The organism is Pseudomonas sp. Pseusp3, from assembly GCF_047304225.1.
GTDB lineage: Bacteria > Pseudomonadota > Gammaproteobacteria > Pseudomonadales > Pseudomonadaceae > Aquipseudomonas > Aquipseudomonas fluorescens_CD.
Map to the genome: position 1 here is coordinate 1 of NZ_JBGLYV010000060.1, position 14,122 is coordinate 14,122.

At 61.5% G+C, this 14,122-nt stretch carries 12 protein-coding genes and 1 pseudogene; 5 read left to right on the forward strand and 8 right to left on the reverse strand.

The window, feature by feature from the left end; all coding sequences use genetic code 11:
* Window positions 1-208: 208 nt before the first annotated feature.
* The gene (gene mqo, locus ACCD00_RS19825; protein ID WP_413427083.1) at window positions 209-1,855 is read right to left on the reverse strand and encodes a malate dehydrogenase (quinone); all 1,647 of its coding nucleotides are present in this window, start codon (window positions 1,853-1,855) and stop codon (window positions 209-211) included.
* Window positions 1,856-2,314: 459 nt separating this feature from the next.
* Between mqo and ilvD the strand changes: the two genes are divergently transcribed.
* On the forward strand, window positions 2,315-3,997 hold the full coding sequence (gene ilvD, locus ACCD00_RS19830; RefSeq protein ID WP_413427085.1) for a dihydroxy-acid dehydratase: 1,683 nt from the start codon (window positions 2,315-2,317) through the stop codon (window positions 3,995-3,997).
* Window positions 3,998-4,117: 120 nt separating this feature from the next.
* Here ilvD and ACCD00_RS19835 read toward each other — a convergent pair whose 3' ends face one another.
* From ACCD00_RS19835 to ACCD00_RS19845, 3 genes and pseudogenes are all read right to left on the reverse strand, one after another.
* Window positions 4,118-4,981: a methyl-accepting chemotaxis protein gene (locus ACCD00_RS19835; protein ID WP_413427146.1), complete on the reverse strand. Its 864-nt coding sequence runs from the start codon at window positions 4,979-4,981 to the stop codon at window positions 4,118-4,120.
* Window positions 4,976-5,752, reverse strand: a pseudogene (locus ACCD00_RS19840) (MCP four helix bundle domain-containing protein); the annotation flags it as partial. The pseudogene ACCD00_RS19840 and the gene ACCD00_RS19835, both read right to left, overlap by 6 nt.
* Before the next feature lie 76 nt (window positions 5,753-5,828).
* Window positions 5,829-6,503 (reverse strand): DUF2238 domain-containing protein, encoded by a 675-nt coding sequence (locus ACCD00_RS19845; RefSeq protein ID WP_413427087.1) that lies wholly within the window; start codon window positions 6,501-6,503, stop codon window positions 5,829-5,831.
* Window positions 6,504-6,660: 157 nt separating this feature from the next.
* Between ACCD00_RS19845 and ACCD00_RS19850 the strand changes: the two genes are divergently transcribed.
* Window positions 6,661-7,092: a nuclear transport factor 2 family protein gene (locus tag ACCD00_RS19850; protein WP_413427089.1), complete on the forward strand. Its 432-nt coding sequence runs from the start codon at window positions 6,661-6,663 to the stop codon at window positions 7,090-7,092.
* A gap of 133 nt (window positions 7,093-7,225) precedes the next feature.
* Here ACCD00_RS19850 and ACCD00_RS19855 read toward each other — a convergent pair whose 3' ends face one another.
* Complete coding sequence (locus ACCD00_RS19855) at window positions 7,226-8,041, reverse strand: cupin domain-containing protein (RefSeq protein WP_413427091.1); 816 nt, start codon at window positions 8,039-8,041, stop codon at window positions 7,226-7,228.
* Window positions 8,042-8,175: 134 nt separating this feature from the next.
* Between ACCD00_RS19855 and ACCD00_RS19860 the strand changes: the two genes are divergently transcribed.
* Window positions 8,176-8,694: a carboxymuconolactone decarboxylase family protein gene (locus ACCD00_RS19860; RefSeq protein ID WP_413427093.1), complete on the forward strand. Its 519-nt coding sequence runs from the start codon at window positions 8,176-8,178 to the stop codon at window positions 8,692-8,694.
* Between the two features lie 26 nt (window positions 8,695-8,720).
* Window positions 8,721-8,972: a glutaredoxin 3 gene (grxC, locus tag ACCD00_RS19865; RefSeq protein ID WP_413427095.1), complete on the forward strand. Its 252-nt coding sequence runs from the start codon at window positions 8,721-8,723 to the stop codon at window positions 8,970-8,972.
* Between the two features lie 5 nt (window positions 8,973-8,977).
* Here grxC and ACCD00_RS19870 read toward each other — a convergent pair whose 3' ends face one another.
* Together ACCD00_RS19870 and ACCD00_RS19875 are read right to left on the reverse strand one after the other, a co-directional pair.
* Window positions 8,978-10,066: a polyamine ABC transporter substrate-binding protein gene (locus ACCD00_RS19870; protein ID WP_413427097.1), complete on the reverse strand. Its 1,089-nt coding sequence runs from the start codon at window positions 10,064-10,066 to the stop codon at window positions 8,978-8,980.
* Window positions 10,067-10,120: 54 nt separating this feature from the next.
* Window positions 10,121-11,422, reverse strand: a complete 1,302-nt coding sequence (locus ACCD00_RS19875) for an NAD(P)/FAD-dependent oxidoreductase (RefSeq protein ID WP_413427099.1) — start codon at window positions 11,420-11,422, stop codon at window positions 10,121-10,123.
* A gap of 163 nt (window positions 11,423-11,585) precedes the next feature.
* Between ACCD00_RS19875 and ACCD00_RS19880 the strand changes: the two genes are divergently transcribed.
* Entirely contained in the window at window positions 11,586-12,473 is an 888-nt protein-coding gene (locus tag ACCD00_RS19880; protein ID WP_413427101.1) for a LysR substrate-binding domain-containing protein, read from the forward strand.
* Window positions 12,474-12,598: 125 nt separating this feature from the next.
* Here ACCD00_RS19880 and ACCD00_RS19885 read toward each other — a convergent pair whose 3' ends face one another.
* Complete coding sequence (locus ACCD00_RS19885) at window positions 12,599-14,107, reverse strand: tripartite tricarboxylate transporter permease (RefSeq protein ID WP_413427103.1); 1,509 nt, start codon at window positions 14,105-14,107, stop codon at window positions 12,599-12,601.
* Window positions 14,108-14,122 lie beyond the last annotated feature (15 nt).

The following is a 14,122-nucleotide window of genomic DNA, read 5'->3' on the forward strand; positions in this document are numbered from 1 at the left end:
CAGGGGCAAGAGCCCTTGGTTACTTGGGGCCGGGCGGCGCTCCGCTCTTCCAAGTAACCCGCCGTAAGGGCGGAACCCTAAGTGGCCGTGACCGCAGAAACGGATATGTACGCAAAAAAAAACCCGCCAACCGTAACCGGTTCAGCGGGCTTTCTTTTATACGGGTCAGCTAACCCAAACACCCCACCTCAACGGCAGGACATCCGAATCACAGAGCCATATCACTCGCAGCATTAGCCTTCGGCGCTTTTACAGCCGTGTCGACCGTCACTGGCTTCACAGCCGGCGCGATCACCGCTGGTGGCGGAGTCAGCTCCAGCACCTTGGCGGTATAAGCCCACTCTTCAGCGACTTTCTCCGGGCTGGCGTTCAGCTGGGTGCCGTAGCTCGGCACGATCTGGTGCAGTTTTGCCTGCCAGTCAGGAGTCGCAACCTTGTCCTTGAACACTTTCTGCAGCACGGTCAGCATGATCGGCGCAGCGGTCGAAGCGCCTGGGGAGGCACCCAGCAGGCCGGCAATACTGCCGTCTTGCGAAGCAACGATCTCGGTGCCCAGTTTCAGCACGCCACCGGCCGCTTCATCACGCTTGATGATCTGCACGCGCTGGCCGGCTTGCCACAGGCGCCAGTCTTCAGCCTTGGCGTTCGGGAAGTATTCTTTCAGGGCGTTCATGCGGTCTTCGTCAGACAGCATCAACTGGCCTGCAAGGTACTCGACCAGCGGGTATTCCTTGATGCCGACCTTGGTCATTGGCCACACGTTGTGCGTGGTCGTGGTGGTCAGCAGGTCCAGGTACGAACCTTCTTTCAGGAACTTGGTGCTGAAGGTCGCGAATGGGCCAAACAGGATCACGCGCTTGCCGTCCAGCACGCGGGTGTCCAGGTGCGGAACCGACATCGGCGGAGCGCCTACCGAAGCCTTGCCGTAGGCCTTGGCCAGGTGTTGCTCGGCGATGGTCGGGTTCTCGGTCACCAGGAACGAGCCGCCTACCGGGAAGCCTGCGTATTCCCTGGCTTCCGGAATGCCGGACTTCTGCAGCAGGTGCAGGGCACCGCCGCCGGCGCCGATGAACACGAATTTCGCGTCGGTTTCGGTCTTGCTGCCGTCTTTCAGGTTCTTGTAGCTGACGCGCCAGCTGCCGTCTTCGTTCCTGGTGATGTCCTGCACTTCGCTGGACAGCTTCAAGTCGAATTTAGGCGTGGTCTGCAGGTGTGCAACGAACTGACGCGTGATTTCGCCGAAGTTCATGTCGGTGCCGATCGGGCTCCAGGTGGCCGCGATTTTCTGGTTCGGGTCACGCCCTTCCATCATCAGCGGTACCCACTGCTTGATCACGGCCGGGTCTTCGGAATACTGCATGCCGGCGAACAGCGGGCTCGCCTGCAGGGCTTCGTAGCGTTTTTTCAGGAACTTGATGTTGTCATCGCCCCACACGAAACTCATGTGCGGAGTGGAGTTGATGAACGAACGCGGGTTCTTCAGCACGCCTTGCTGAACCTGCCAGGCCCAGAACTGACGGGAGATCTGGAACGCTTCGTTGATTTCAACGGCCTTCTGGATCGAGACCTTGCCGTTCTCGTCTTCCGGGGTGTAGTTCAGCTCGGCCAGGGCGGAGTGACCGGTACCGGCGTTGTTCCAGCCGTTGGAGCTTTCCTGGGCGACGCCGTCGAGGCGCTCGACCATTTCCATCGACATGCCGGGTTCCAGCTCATTGAGCCACACACCCAGGGTCGCGCTCATGATGCCGCCGCCAATCAGCAGTACATCGACTTTCTTTGCCTCTTCTGCGTGGACGGAAGTCATCCCCATCGACAACGCCAGCCCCAGCAGGGCCGTGTTCACTTTCTTAAACATCTGTAGCACCTATGATAAAACGCCATCCGCCCTTCCATCCTCACGCGCACAGCCCCATGTTTCACGGCAGTCACGGGTGCGGCACTCAAGGATTGCAGGGTGGGCACACAAGGCCGACGAACCGCGTCGACCCCCGTTTAATGTCCCTTCTGAACTGACTTTTTATCTTTATTGGCTTCAGCTACTTGAGCGACAGTGATTCTGCCGGCACGTCTCGAGGACACGCCGACCGAACAGGTCAAACCAAGTGGGCGCGAAGAATATCACGACAAGGCTTACCCGCGCGTCTGTTCCCGACTCTGTAGGAGCTGGCTTGCCAGCGATGGCGGCCTTGAGTGTTGTATCGCATCAGAGGCCGCCATCACCGGCAAGCCGGCTCCTACAGGTTCCGGTGCACGAGGTTACGGCGGATCGGCGACTATACTCAGTGGTCTTCAGATGAGCAGGTGAGGACAAGTCATGAGCGACAAAGACGATCTGCGCAAGTACTCCTCTCAAGTGATCGATGGCGTGGAAGCCGCCCCCGCACGCGCCATGTTGCGGGCCGTGGGCTTTACCGATGCAGACTTCAGCAAGCCGCAGGTCGGCATCGCCTCGACCTGGGCCATGGTCACCCCCTGCAACATGCACATCGACAAGCTGGCGCTCGAAGCCGAAAAAGGCGCGAATGCCGCGGGCGCCAAGGGCGTGATCTTCAACACCATCACCATTTCCGACGGCATCGCCAACGGCACCGAAGGCATGAAGTATTCGCTGGTGTCCCGCGAGGTGATCGCCGACTCCATTGAAGTGGTCACCGGTTGCGAGGGTTTCGACGGCCTGGTGACCATCGGCGGTTGCGACAAGAACATGCCGGGGTGCCTGATCGGCATGGCGCGGCTCAATCGCCCGTCGATCTTTGTCTATGGCGGCACCATCCAGCCGGGGGCCGGTCATACCGACATCATTTCCGTGTTCGAGGCCGTGGGCCAGCACGCGCGGGGCGACATCAACGAGATTCAGGTCAAGCAGATCGAGGAAGTGGCGATTCCCGGTCCCGGTTCCTGTGGCGGCATGTACACCGCCAACACCATGGCCTCGGCCATTGAGGCATTGGGCATGAGCCTGCCCGGCTCCAGCTCCCAGGACGCCATCGGCGCCGACAAGGCATCGGACAGCTACCGGGCCGGCCAGCAGGTCATGGAGTTGCTCAAGCTCGACCTCAAACCCCGCGACATCATGACCCGCAAAGCCTTCGAGAATGCCATCCGCGTGGTGATCGCCCTCGCCGGCTCGACCAACGCCGTGCTGCATTTGCTGGCCATGGCCAATGCGGTGGATGTCGAACTGACCCTGGATGACTTCGTCGAGCTGGGCAAGATTTCCCCGGTGGTCGCCGACCTGCGCCCCAGTGGCAAATACATGATGAGCGAGCTGGTGGCCATCGGCGGTATTCAACCGCTGATGAAGCGCATGCTCGATGCCGGCATGCTGCACGGCGATGTGCTGACCGTCACCGGCCAGACCCTGGCGGAAAACCTGGCAAACGTGCCCGATTACCCGGCCGGCCAGGACGTGATCCGGCCTTTCGACCAGCCGATCAAAAAGGATTCCCACCTGGTCATTCTGCGCGGCAACCTCTCGCCCAACGGCGCCGTGGCCAAGATCACCGGCAAGGAAGGCCTGCGTTTTGAAGGCACGGCCCGGGTCTATCACGGTGAGGAAGGTGCGCTGGCCGGCATCCTCAATGGCGAGGTACAGCCCGGCGAAGTGATCGTGATCCGCTACGAAGGCCCCAAGGGTGGGCCGGGCATGCGCGAAATGCTCTCGCCGACCTCGGCGGTCATGGGCAAGGGCCTGGGCAAGGATGTGGCGCTGATCACCGACGGGCGTTTTTCCGGCGGCTCCCACGGTTTCGTGGTCGGCCACATCACGCCGGAAGCCTTCGAAGGCGGACCGATTGCGCTGGTCGAAAATGGCGACAGGATCATCATCGATGCGCAAACCCGGCAGATTACCGTGGACGTCTCCGAGGCTGTGCTGGCCGAGCGCAAGTCGCGTTGGGTGCCGCCGCCCGCCAAGTACACACGGGGGGTGCTGGCCAAGTATGCGAAGACGGTGTCCAGTGCTTCGGAGGGGGCTGTGACGGACAAATACCTGTAGCCCGTAGTTTTGCGTTGTATGGTCTGCCGCCTTCGCGAGCAAGCCCGCTCCCACATTAGGCCGCGATCAAATGTGGGAGCGGGCTTGCTCGCGAAGGCGTCTTGTCAGGCAACCTCTACCTCAAAGCCTGAACCGATCCACCGACTGCGCCAACTGCCCCGCCAGGCTCGACAACTCATCGGTGGTCGAAGCCGTCTGCCCGATCACCTTGCTGTTGCCTTGCGACATGCCGGCAATCATCTCCACCTGATGGGCGATCTCGTTGCTGGCCAGGCTTTGCTCGCCGATGGTGCGGCTGATGTCATTGACCAGTTGCGTGGTGTTGAGCGTGGCATCGAGGATTTCACGAATGGCGCGCTCGACATCGGCCGTCACCGCCATGCCTTTGTCGACCTGGGCCACGCCCTCCTCCATGCTGATCACCGCCTCGCGGGTGCTTTGCTGGATGCGTGCGACCATGCTGGCGATTTCCTGGGTGGAAGCGCTGGTGCGCCCCGCCAGGCTGCGGACCTCATCGGCCACCACGGCAAAACCACGGCCCTGCTCGCCGGCACGGGCGGCTTCGATGGCGGCGTTCAGGGCCAACAGGTTGGTCTGGTCAGCGATGCCCTTGATCACCTGAATGATGTTAAAGATCCCCTCGGACTCTTTGTCCAGCGTGCGGATCACCTGCGCCGAGTGCTGCGCCGAACGCGCGATGCCGTCCATGTCGCTGACCACTTGGTGGATCACCCGGCCACCGTCCTTGGCCAGCGCCTCGGCCTGATTGGCCATGTTCAGCGCCCGCTCGGCATGCCGGGTGATTTCCTCGATGCTCGCCGTCATTTCGCTGGCGGCCGCGGCCATGGTGCTGGCCGCCGCGCTTTGCTGCTGGCTGCTGCCGGCCACCTCATGGCAACCGTTGCTCAGTTGCGCGCTCATGCCACTGACACCGTGGGCGTTGCTGCGCACCACCTCGATCATGCCGCGCAAATCCCGCTGCATGGTTGCCAGGCTACGAATCAATGCGCTGGCTTCGTCCTTGCGGGTGGGCTCGACAATCGGCTCGCCGAGGTTGCCATGGGCGATGCTCTGGGCAATGCGACTGGCGGTTTGCAGCGGGCCCATGATGCTCAGGATCGCCGAACGCCCCAGGGCCAACAGCAGCAACAAACCGGCGATCAGCATGCCGCCGAGGGTCAGGTTGGCGTTGCTGATGACTTGCGCCGTGCCCTGGCTGGTCTGTTGCGTATTGCTTTCGATCAACTCGCTGAGAGCCTCCATCTGGTCTTCCAGCTGGCTGAAGGCGTTGTTGAAGGTGCCCAGCTGCTGTTGTGCCGCTTCCGGGTTTTCCAGCGCCAGCCCGGCGATGCGCTCGGCGGCACTGATGTAGGTGTCGAGGCTCGGCTTGATCTTGTTCAGGCCGGCCTTAATGGTGTCGTGGACCGGCAGCTTGAGGTTTTCCCCGAGCACTTCGCGAAAGCGTTGGGCGTGCTCTTCGATGGAACTGCGCACCTCGGCCTTGCTGCTGGTGCTTTTGTTCAAGCCCACCAACATGGCCGACAACACGTCGGCGCGCAACGCGTCGTGCATCATGTCGCCTTCCAGGTGATTGCGCAGCGCGGCCATGCTGACGTTGTTGTCGTCCACGGCCTCGGCCATCCGGGTGTTTCCCAGATAACTGACCAGGCTCATGATCAACGCAGTGAGCAATCCGGTGCCGATCAACAATATTAAACGCAGTTTTATGGACACTCTGTGGTTCCTCTCTGGCACGTTTGGCGACGGGGTTTGCCCCGCGCGGGTGGCACGCTTCAAGAGGGTATCGACGGGTTCGAGCAGTAGTTGAAGCCTATTCCCACAGATTGCTTTTTTTACGACACGCGGTCGTCAGCGGCTGTTTTTGCGCCATGCCGCGCAGGGACACCAGAAACAGGCTGACCAATGCACCGGCGAGCGCGATGGCCATGTCCTTTTGCGAGTCCCAGGGGTCGTTTTGTGCGCCGACGAAGGCGTTCGCCGTGTCATTGCCCAGAAAGGCACCGCCGATCCACTCCACCAGTTCATACATGGCGGAGGTCGACAGCATGATGTTCAGGGTCACGAAAAACAGCCAGAACCCGCGTAGCGGGGTCAGGCGCAACAACACTTCGCGCACCGGATAAGCCAGCAGCAGTCCGTAGCTCAGATGCACCAGTCGGTCGTAGTGATTGCGGTGAACGCCTGACGCCTGCTCGAAACTGAAACCCAACCACGCCGAAGACCAGCGTTCGTAAGGCACCAGGGAATAGGTGTAGTGGGCACCCAACTCATGCACGCACAGAAACGCAAACACCAGCGTGATGGATGTCGCCGACAAACGGAACCGCCGCGAAACCGCCACCAGCGTGCCCACCAGCAACAGCACCAGCAGGTTTTCCAGCGCCCAGTCCACCCGGCTGCGGGGAGCAAAACCCGACACCACGACGATCACCAGAAACACCATGAGCAACGTCAGGTCGTGCCGTAAACGCGGGTCAGGCTGCATGGTGCAATACCTCGAAGTCAGGGCATCGCCCTTTTAACTTCGAGGCATGGCCGCAGGGCAAGTTCGCTTTTTCCCTCCATCGCATGATAGGTTGTACGATGACTGACGAATACTCGAGCAGTCATAGCGCCATCCCTACAACAACAAGGAAACACCCATGAAAAAAACAACAGTGCTGATTGGTTTTCTGTGCCTGTTCAGCGGCTACGTCGCCGCCACCCCGGCTGCCGCGGACAAAGACGTCGCCCAGGCTGTCGACCACCTGACCCAGGCCATGCTGCACAAAGACATCCCGGAGCTGAACGCCTTGACCGCCGAGAACCTGACCTACGGGCACTCCAGCGGCAAGATCCAGGACAAGCAGGCATTCATCGCCGACATCGAAACCGGCAAGAGCGCCTTCAAGACCCTGGAGATGCAAAACCAGACCATCACCGTCTCGGGCGATGTCGCGCTGGTCCGCCACCACTTCTCGGCGCAAGCGCTCAAAGGTACCGAAGTGGTGCCAACCGAAATCGAGAACCTGCAGATCTGGCAAAAGCAGAACGGCAAATGGCTGTTGGTGGGACGGCAGGCGTACAAGTTCTGATGCACGCGTAAGGCAACCACAAAACCTGTGGGAGCGGGCTTGCTCGCGAAGGCGGAGTGTCAGTCAACCTCCCTGCTGGATGCGCCGGCCTCTTCGCGGGCAAGCCCGCTCCCACAAAGGGAATAGGCGGTGGTCAACTGCCCTTCCACTCCCGTGGGCTGAGCCCGGTCTTGCGCCGAAACGCCCGGGCCAGTGCCGAGGGGCTCTCGTAACCAACCTCCTCGGCAATCAGCGCAATCGGCCGGCCCTCGCGCAAGCGTTTCTGCGCCAGGCTGATGCGCCAGCTCACCAGGTAATCTACCGGCGTCTGCCCGACCACCCGGCGAAAGTGTTCGGCGAAACTGGCCCGCGACATGTTGGCGGCGACCGAGAGTTCGGCCACGCTCCAGGCCTTGGCCGGGGTTTGATGCATCAGGCTCAGAGGGCGCGCCAGGCGCGCATCGGCGAGGCCGGCCATCATGCCCGGTTGCTGGCCACCGGTACTCAGAATGTGCCGCAGCAACAGAATCACCAGCAGTTCAAACAACCGGTCCATTACCGCCTCACGCCCGCATGTACCGTCAAACGCCTCGTTGAACAGCCATTCCAGGGTCCCGGCCATCGCCGGGATTTCATCGAGCTTAAGCACCAGGTAATCAGGCAGTGCCGCCGCCAGGGCATTGCCCGCACCGCCGTCGAAATCCAGGGTCGCGCAGACCAGTTGCGTGCCGGACGCTTCTGAAGCGAGCAGGCGATGCCGATAGGGCCGAGGAAAAAAGATCAGGGTCGGTTCGGTCAGTTGCAGATCCGGCTGATCACCCAACCTGAGCAGCAACTCACCCGCCTGAAGCAGGTGCAAATGACCGCCGGCCTGTTGGCCGTCGAAGGCGGCGGTACCGCAAAACGTACCGCTATGGAACGTGCCGGCATTGACGCCAAAGTGTGTGAGCAACGTGGACAAGCGATCCATGACAAGGCTCCCGAGGGCAGTTCTGGACGATCTGTCGCATATCCTCGACGATTTGCACCCAACAAGCCAGACACTCTCCCTAACATCAGCTCCGTACCCAGCGCATTCCGCGCTTCACACCACGGAGTATCACCATGAGCCGCATTGCCCCGATCAGCCTGGAACACGCCACCGACGCCACCCGCCCGCTGCTGGAAGGCGTGCAGAAGAAAATCGGCTTTTTGCCCAACGTCTTCAAGGTACTGGCCCACGCCCCGGCGGTGTTGGCCTCGTACCTGCAAAACTCCGCCGCACTGGGCAAGACGTCCTTGAGTGCCACGGAAAAAGAAGCGGTGTTCCTCGCCACTTCCCAGGTCAACGGCTGCGACTACTGCCTGGCGGCTCACACGCTGTTCGCCGGCAAGGCCGGGTTGTCAGGCCAGGACATCCTCAGCGCGCGTCAGGGGGAACTCAATGCCTATGCCACCCTCGCCCGCCAGGTCACCGAAAGCCGTGGCCACCTGACGGTCGAGCAGATCGCCGCAGCCCGTGCTGCCGGTATCGGCGACGGCAAGATCATTGAAGTGATCGCCCACGTGGCTGCGCAGACGCTGACCAACTACCTGAACAACGTTGTGCTGACCGACATCGACTTCCCGGCTATCGACGCCTGAATGACTTGAGCGACGGAGAATCCACCATGAATACCGTGACCTTGTACACCACCGACACCTGCCCTTATTGCCGCAACGCCAAGGCGTTGCTCGCCAGCAAAGGCGCGGTAATGGAAGAAATCAACATCCAGAGCGAGCCCGGAAAGTTCGAAGAAATGCTCAGCCGCAGCAACCGCCGCAGCGTGCCGCAGATTTTCATCGGCGACACGCACATCGGCGGTTTCGACGACCTGGCCAGACTGGATCGTCAGGGTGGGTTGATGTCGATGCTGGCCTGACCAGGTCAGGTATTGGTTTTCAGCTTGGTCCACAAACGCGTGCTCAGACGTGCGATGGCCGCGGGCAAGTCTTCGACGGTGAACAGCTTGTCCATCACGGTTTTCGGCGGGTAAATCGCCAGGTCCTGCTTCACCGCCGGGTCGACATAGGCATCCGCCGCGCTGTTGGGGTTGGCGTAGTGGATGCTGTTGCTGATGTTGGCGATCACCTTCGGCTGCAGCAGGTAGTTCATGTAGGCGTAGCCGTTGTGCTCATGGGGCGCGCTCTTGGGCATGACCACCATGTCGAGCCACAGCGTGGAACCTTCGTCCGGGATCGAGTAGGCAATATCGATCCCGTTTTTGGCTTCCCTGGCGCTGGCGGCGGCCTGCACGATGTCGCCGTTGAAACCGATCACCGCGCAGACATTGCCGTTGGCCAGGTCGCTGATGTACTTGGACGCATGGAAATACTGCACGTACGGGCGGATCTTCAGCAGGGCCTGCTCGGCTTTCTTGTAATCGGCGGGCTCATGGCTGTGGGGTGGCAAGCCCAGGTAATTGAGGGTAATCGGAAGGATCTGCGTCGGGTTGTCGATGATCGCCACACCGCACTCGCTGAGTTTCCTGATGTTGTTCTCGTCGAAGAACAGGTTCCAGGAATGGGTGACATCGGTGTTGCCGAAGATCGCCTTGATCTTCTCGACGTTGTAACCGATACCCGCCGTGCCCCACATGTAAGGGAAGCCGTACTGGTTACCCGGGTCGTTGACCTCGAGTTTCTTCATCAACGCCGGGTCAAGGTTCTTCCAGTCGGGCAACTGACTCTTGTCGAGCTTCTGGATGGCCCCGGCCTTGATCAGGCGCGACAGGAAGTGGTTCGACGGGCTGACCACGTCATAACCGGTGTTGCCGGTCATCAACTTCGACTCCAGCACTTCGTTGCTGTCGTGGATGTCGTAGGTCGCCTTGATCCCGGTTGCCTTGGTGAAGCTGGGCAAGGTGTCGTCGGCGATGTAGCCGTTCCAGTTGGAAATGTTGACGGTTTCGTCTGCATAGGTCGAGGCGGAAAAGGTCGAGATCAGGGCCACAAGGGAAAGCGTATTGACGCGCATGTTGAATCACCTTCGATGGGAAGTGCTTTTGTTCTTGTCGTTAAACGGGTGTGTTCATATTTCGCTTCTGGCCCGGACCGCTTCCACGCGCATACGCAGCATGGCACCGATATCGAGCAACGGCTTGGGCGGCAGCCAGCCGGGCTGCGCCCGTTGGATGACCGAGTGCAGCAGCGGCGATTCGCGACCCGAGGCCCACTCCGCCAGCAAGCGGCCCCACAGCGTGCCCCGGGCCACGCCGGAGCCATTGCACCCGGCCACGGCAAAAACGCCCTCCTCGACCTTGGCGAAATACGCTTGCCCGGAGCGCGAAGCGCTGAGATGGCCGGTCCAGGTGTATTCGATGTCCTGCTCACCGAGCATCGGGAACCGCCGCTGCAACCCCAGCACATGGTGCTGGCGGCGGCTCGACAATTCGCCCAGGGACAGATCCCGGGCGCGGTATTCCGCAGTGTTGCGGATCATCACCCGGCGATCCGGCGTCAGGCGCACCGTGGCGCCCAACGGGCGGGTCGACAGCACGCCCCAGGACGCGGGCGCACCCATGGCCTGAAACTCTTGATCGCTGAGCGGTCGCGTGAGGCTGGCGCTGAGCTCCATGGCAAATGTGCCGCTGTCTTCGATACCCGCCCGAGGCACAAAGGCGTTCAGACAGACCAGTACTTGCCTTGCCTCGACGCAGCCGTTTTGGCTACGGGCGCGAATTCGGCCATCGCCCAGGCGCTCAAGGCCGGTGATGTCGGTGTTTTCACAGACCGTCACTGTCTGCGGCAAGGCCTCGAGCAAGCCCCTGACGTACTTCGCCGGTTGCAGCAGCGCATTGCCGTTACCGCACCAGATCGCGGCGCGGTAGTGCCGGCTGCCGAGTTTCTCGATCAATGCCTGGCCCTGCAGAAAATGCGCGCTGGCGCCAACGGCACGCAGGGTCTGCAGCTTGGCCTCGACGTGGGTCAGCTTGCGTGGATCGCTGACGGCGAAGAAATAACCCGATTCCCTGAAGTCGCACTCGATACCGTGGCGGGTAATCTGCTTGCGGACTTCGTCGGCGGCTGCGCGGCCGATGGCCGTATCCACTTGATACCCGGCGAATCCGGCACTACCCACCAGTTCGCCAGCGGCGGGATGCTCATGGGCCACCACAAAACCGGAGTTGCGCGCCGATGCCCCTTGCGCAGCCCGCTGGCGATCAACCACCACAATGCGGGCCTTGGGGTGCATTTGCGCCAGAGCGTGCGCCGCACTGAGGCCGGTAATGCCGCCACCGATCACCAGCCAGTCGGCTTGTTGCGTGCCTTTGAGCGGATCGCGCAACGGAGAACTCCCCGCTTGTGCAATCCAGCCACAGATATTTTCCATGCGTCACCTCAGGTTCTTGTTCTGCCGGCCGTCTCGATCCAAAACAACACTGCATGCAGGATTCGCATAAGTGGTTTTCGAGTACGGTGGCAATGACTAGAATCTAAAGGGTCAAAACACGGACAACCAACGTTATTAAATCATCGAGGCATTCTGAAAACGCATGGATAAAATTCGCCACGTGCCCTCGTTGCAGGGCTTGCAGGCCTTGGTCGAGGTCGCCGGGTCAGGCAGCTTCACCCAGGCGGCGCAAAAGCTCTGCCTGACCCAAAGCGCCGTGAGCCGACAGATCCAGCAGTTGGAGAGCCACTTCGGCGTACCGCTGTTTGTCAGGAGCAGCCGCAGCATTCAACTGACCGCGGAGGGTGAACAGGTACTGGCCAGCGCCCGCAGCATCCTTGAACAGCTACGGACCCTCGAAGAGCGGCTCGCGCCGCAGGAACGCCCGTTCCGCATCCGCATGCACGTGTCACTGGCGGTGCGCTGGCTGCTGCCCAGACTGAGCGATTTCTACCGGCATCACCCGGACGTATCCCTGGCAATCGAAACCGTGGCCACCGAAGTGGTTGAGCCGGCCAGTGACAGTGACGCCTATATTCTCTATCTGCCAGAGCCATCCACAGCGCCCGATTGCCTGACCCTGTTCGAGGAAGCCCTGGTGCCGGTGTGCGCGCCGGGCCTGGGCAACGCCGGTCGGCCGATGTCATCGCTGGAAGATTTATCGGGGTTCGCCCTGTTGCACCGCTCTTCCGACCAGCATGACTGGCAGGCCTGGCTGTTGGCCAACGGCGGCCTGTCGCTACAGGACTATCGGCATATCCCCTTCAACCTCGACGAACTGGCACTCGATGCCGCTGCGCGTGGCCTGGGGGTGGCGATGACCGACATGACCCTGGCAGGCGAATCGATTCAACGCGGCGAACTGGTGATTCCGTTCGGCGAACCGTTGAAGACCCGGGGGATCTATTCGCTGTGCCTGCAACCCTCGGCCGCCGCGCATCCGGCCTGCGGGGCGGTGATGCAGTGGTTCACCGCGCAAGCCACCACATGACCCTGTGGGAGCGGGCTTGCTCGCGAAGGCGTCGGGTCAGTTGACACTTATTTCACTGACACACCGCTTTCGCGAGCAAGCCCGCTCCCACAGGTATGCACTCGACTGACAGGCATTCATCGCCCTCAATCATCCTCATGCAACTTGATGCCGCGTTTATGCAACACATAGGGCACCACCAGCACCAGCAGCGTCAGGGCGAGGAAGAACGCCGAGATCGGTTGCGTGACGAACACCGTCCAGTCGCCCTGGCCAATGGACAAGGCGTTACGTAGTTGTTTCTCGGCCATCGGCCCCAGCAGCATGCCGACGATCACCGGGGCGACGGGGAAGTCGAACCGCCGCATCAGCACCCCGCCCCAGCCAATCGCCAACATCAGGATCAGGTCGAAGGATGAGTGGCGCATGCCATACACGCCGATGGTGGCGAACACGAGGATGCCGGCATTCAGGTACGGCCGGGGGATTTGCAGCAGTCTGACCCACAGTCCCACCAGCGGCAGGTTCAACACCAGCAGGATCACGTTGCCGATGTACAGCGAGGCCACCAGCGTCCAGACCAGGTCGGCGGAGGTTTCGAACAGCATCGGCCCCGGTTGCAGGTTGTAGTTCTGGAACGCGGCCAGCAGGATCGCAGCGGTAGCGGACGTCGGGATGCCCAGGGTCAGCAACGGCACCAGGGATCCGGTCGCGCTGGCGTTGTTGGCCGCTTCGGGGCCGGCGACACCTTCGATGGCGCCCTCGCCCTTGTTGGCGGAAAACTCCTTGGGGTAGCGGCTGAGCTTGCGCTCGGTGGAGTAGGACAAAAAGGTTGGAATCTCGGCGCCACCGGCCGGAATCGAACCAAACGGGAAACCGATCAGCGTGCCCCGAAGCCATGCGGGCACCGAGCGTTTCCAGTCCGCGCGGGTCATCCACAACGAAGTCAGGCGGTGCCGTCCTTCGTTTGATTCCCCTTGATAGAGCAGGCTGTACAAGGCCTCGCCAACCGCGAACAACCCGACCGCCACCAGCACCACCTCGATACCGTCCACCAGTTCGGGCACGCCGAGGGTGTAGCGGGCAATGCCCGAGGTCGAGTCCAGGCCGATCAGCCCGATGGTCAGCCCGACGCCGAGCGAAGCAAACCCTCGGAGCATGGAAGCGCCAAGCACCGCCGACACGGTGGTGAACGACAGCACCAGGATCGCGAAATATTCGGTCGGGCCGAAATTCAGTGCCAGCCTGGCGACGATGGGTGCAAACAGTGTCAGCAAAATCGTCGCGATGGTCCCAGCGACGAATGAACCTATCGCCGCCGTTGCCAACGCAGGTCCCGCCCGACCGTTGCGCGCCATCAGGTTGCCTTCCAGGGCCGTGACCATCGAAGACGATTCACCGGGGGTGTTGAGCAGGATCGAGGTGGTGGAGCCACCGAACTGTGCGCCGTAATAAATCCCGGCGAACATGATCAGCGCACCGGTCGGGTCGACCTTGGCGGTGATCGGCAACAGCAGTGCCACCGTCAGCGCCGGACCGATCCCCGGCAACACGCCGATGGCGGTGCCGAGCAGGCAGCCGATGAACCCCCACATCAGGTTGATCGGCGTCAGCGCCGCTGAAAACCCCATCATCAGGCTTGAAAGAATGTCCACGGTGTCGATCTCCTC

What these genes read in the sequence shown, in the direction of transcription:
- mqo (WP_413427083.1), bottom strand. Translation starts at nt 1,855, where the DNA reads ATGTTTAAGAAAGTGAACACGGCCCTGCTGGGGCTGGCGTTGTCGATG.
- ilvD (WP_413427085.1), top strand. Translation starts at nt 2,315, where the DNA reads ATGAGCGACAAAGACGATCTGCGCAAGTACTCCTCTCAAGTGATCGAT.
- ACCD00_RS19835 (WP_413427146.1), bottom strand. Translation starts at nt 4,981, where the DNA reads ATGCAGCGGGATTTGCGCGGCATGATCGAGGTGGTGCGCAGCAACGCC.
- ACCD00_RS19845 (WP_413427087.1), bottom strand. Translation starts at nt 6,503, where the DNA reads ATGCAGCCTGACCCGCGTTTACGGCACGACCTGACGTTGCTCATGGTG.
- ACCD00_RS19850 (WP_413427089.1), top strand. Translation starts at nt 6,661, where the DNA reads ATGAAAAAAACAACAGTGCTGATTGGTTTTCTGTGCCTGTTCAGCGGC.
- ACCD00_RS19855 (WP_413427091.1), bottom strand. Translation starts at nt 8,041, where the DNA reads ATGGATCGCTTGTCCACGTTGCTCACACACTTTGGCGTCAATGCCGGC.
- ACCD00_RS19860 (WP_413427093.1), top strand. Translation starts at nt 8,176, where the DNA reads ATGAGCCGCATTGCCCCGATCAGCCTGGAACACGCCACCGACGCCACC.
- grxC (WP_413427095.1), top strand. Translation starts at nt 8,721, where the DNA reads ATGAATACCGTGACCTTGTACACCACCGACACCTGCCCTTATTGCCGC.
- ACCD00_RS19870 (WP_413427097.1), bottom strand. Translation starts at nt 10,066, where the DNA reads ATGCGCGTCAATACGCTTTCCCTTGTGGCCCTGATCTCGACCTTTTCC.
- ACCD00_RS19875 (WP_413427099.1), bottom strand. Translation starts at nt 11,422, where the DNA reads ATGGAAAATATCTGTGGCTGGATTGCACAAGCGGGGAGTTCTCCGTTG.
- ACCD00_RS19880 (WP_413427101.1), top strand. Translation starts at nt 11,586, where the DNA reads ATGGATAAAATTCGCCACGTGCCCTCGTTGCAGGGCTTGCAGGCCTTG.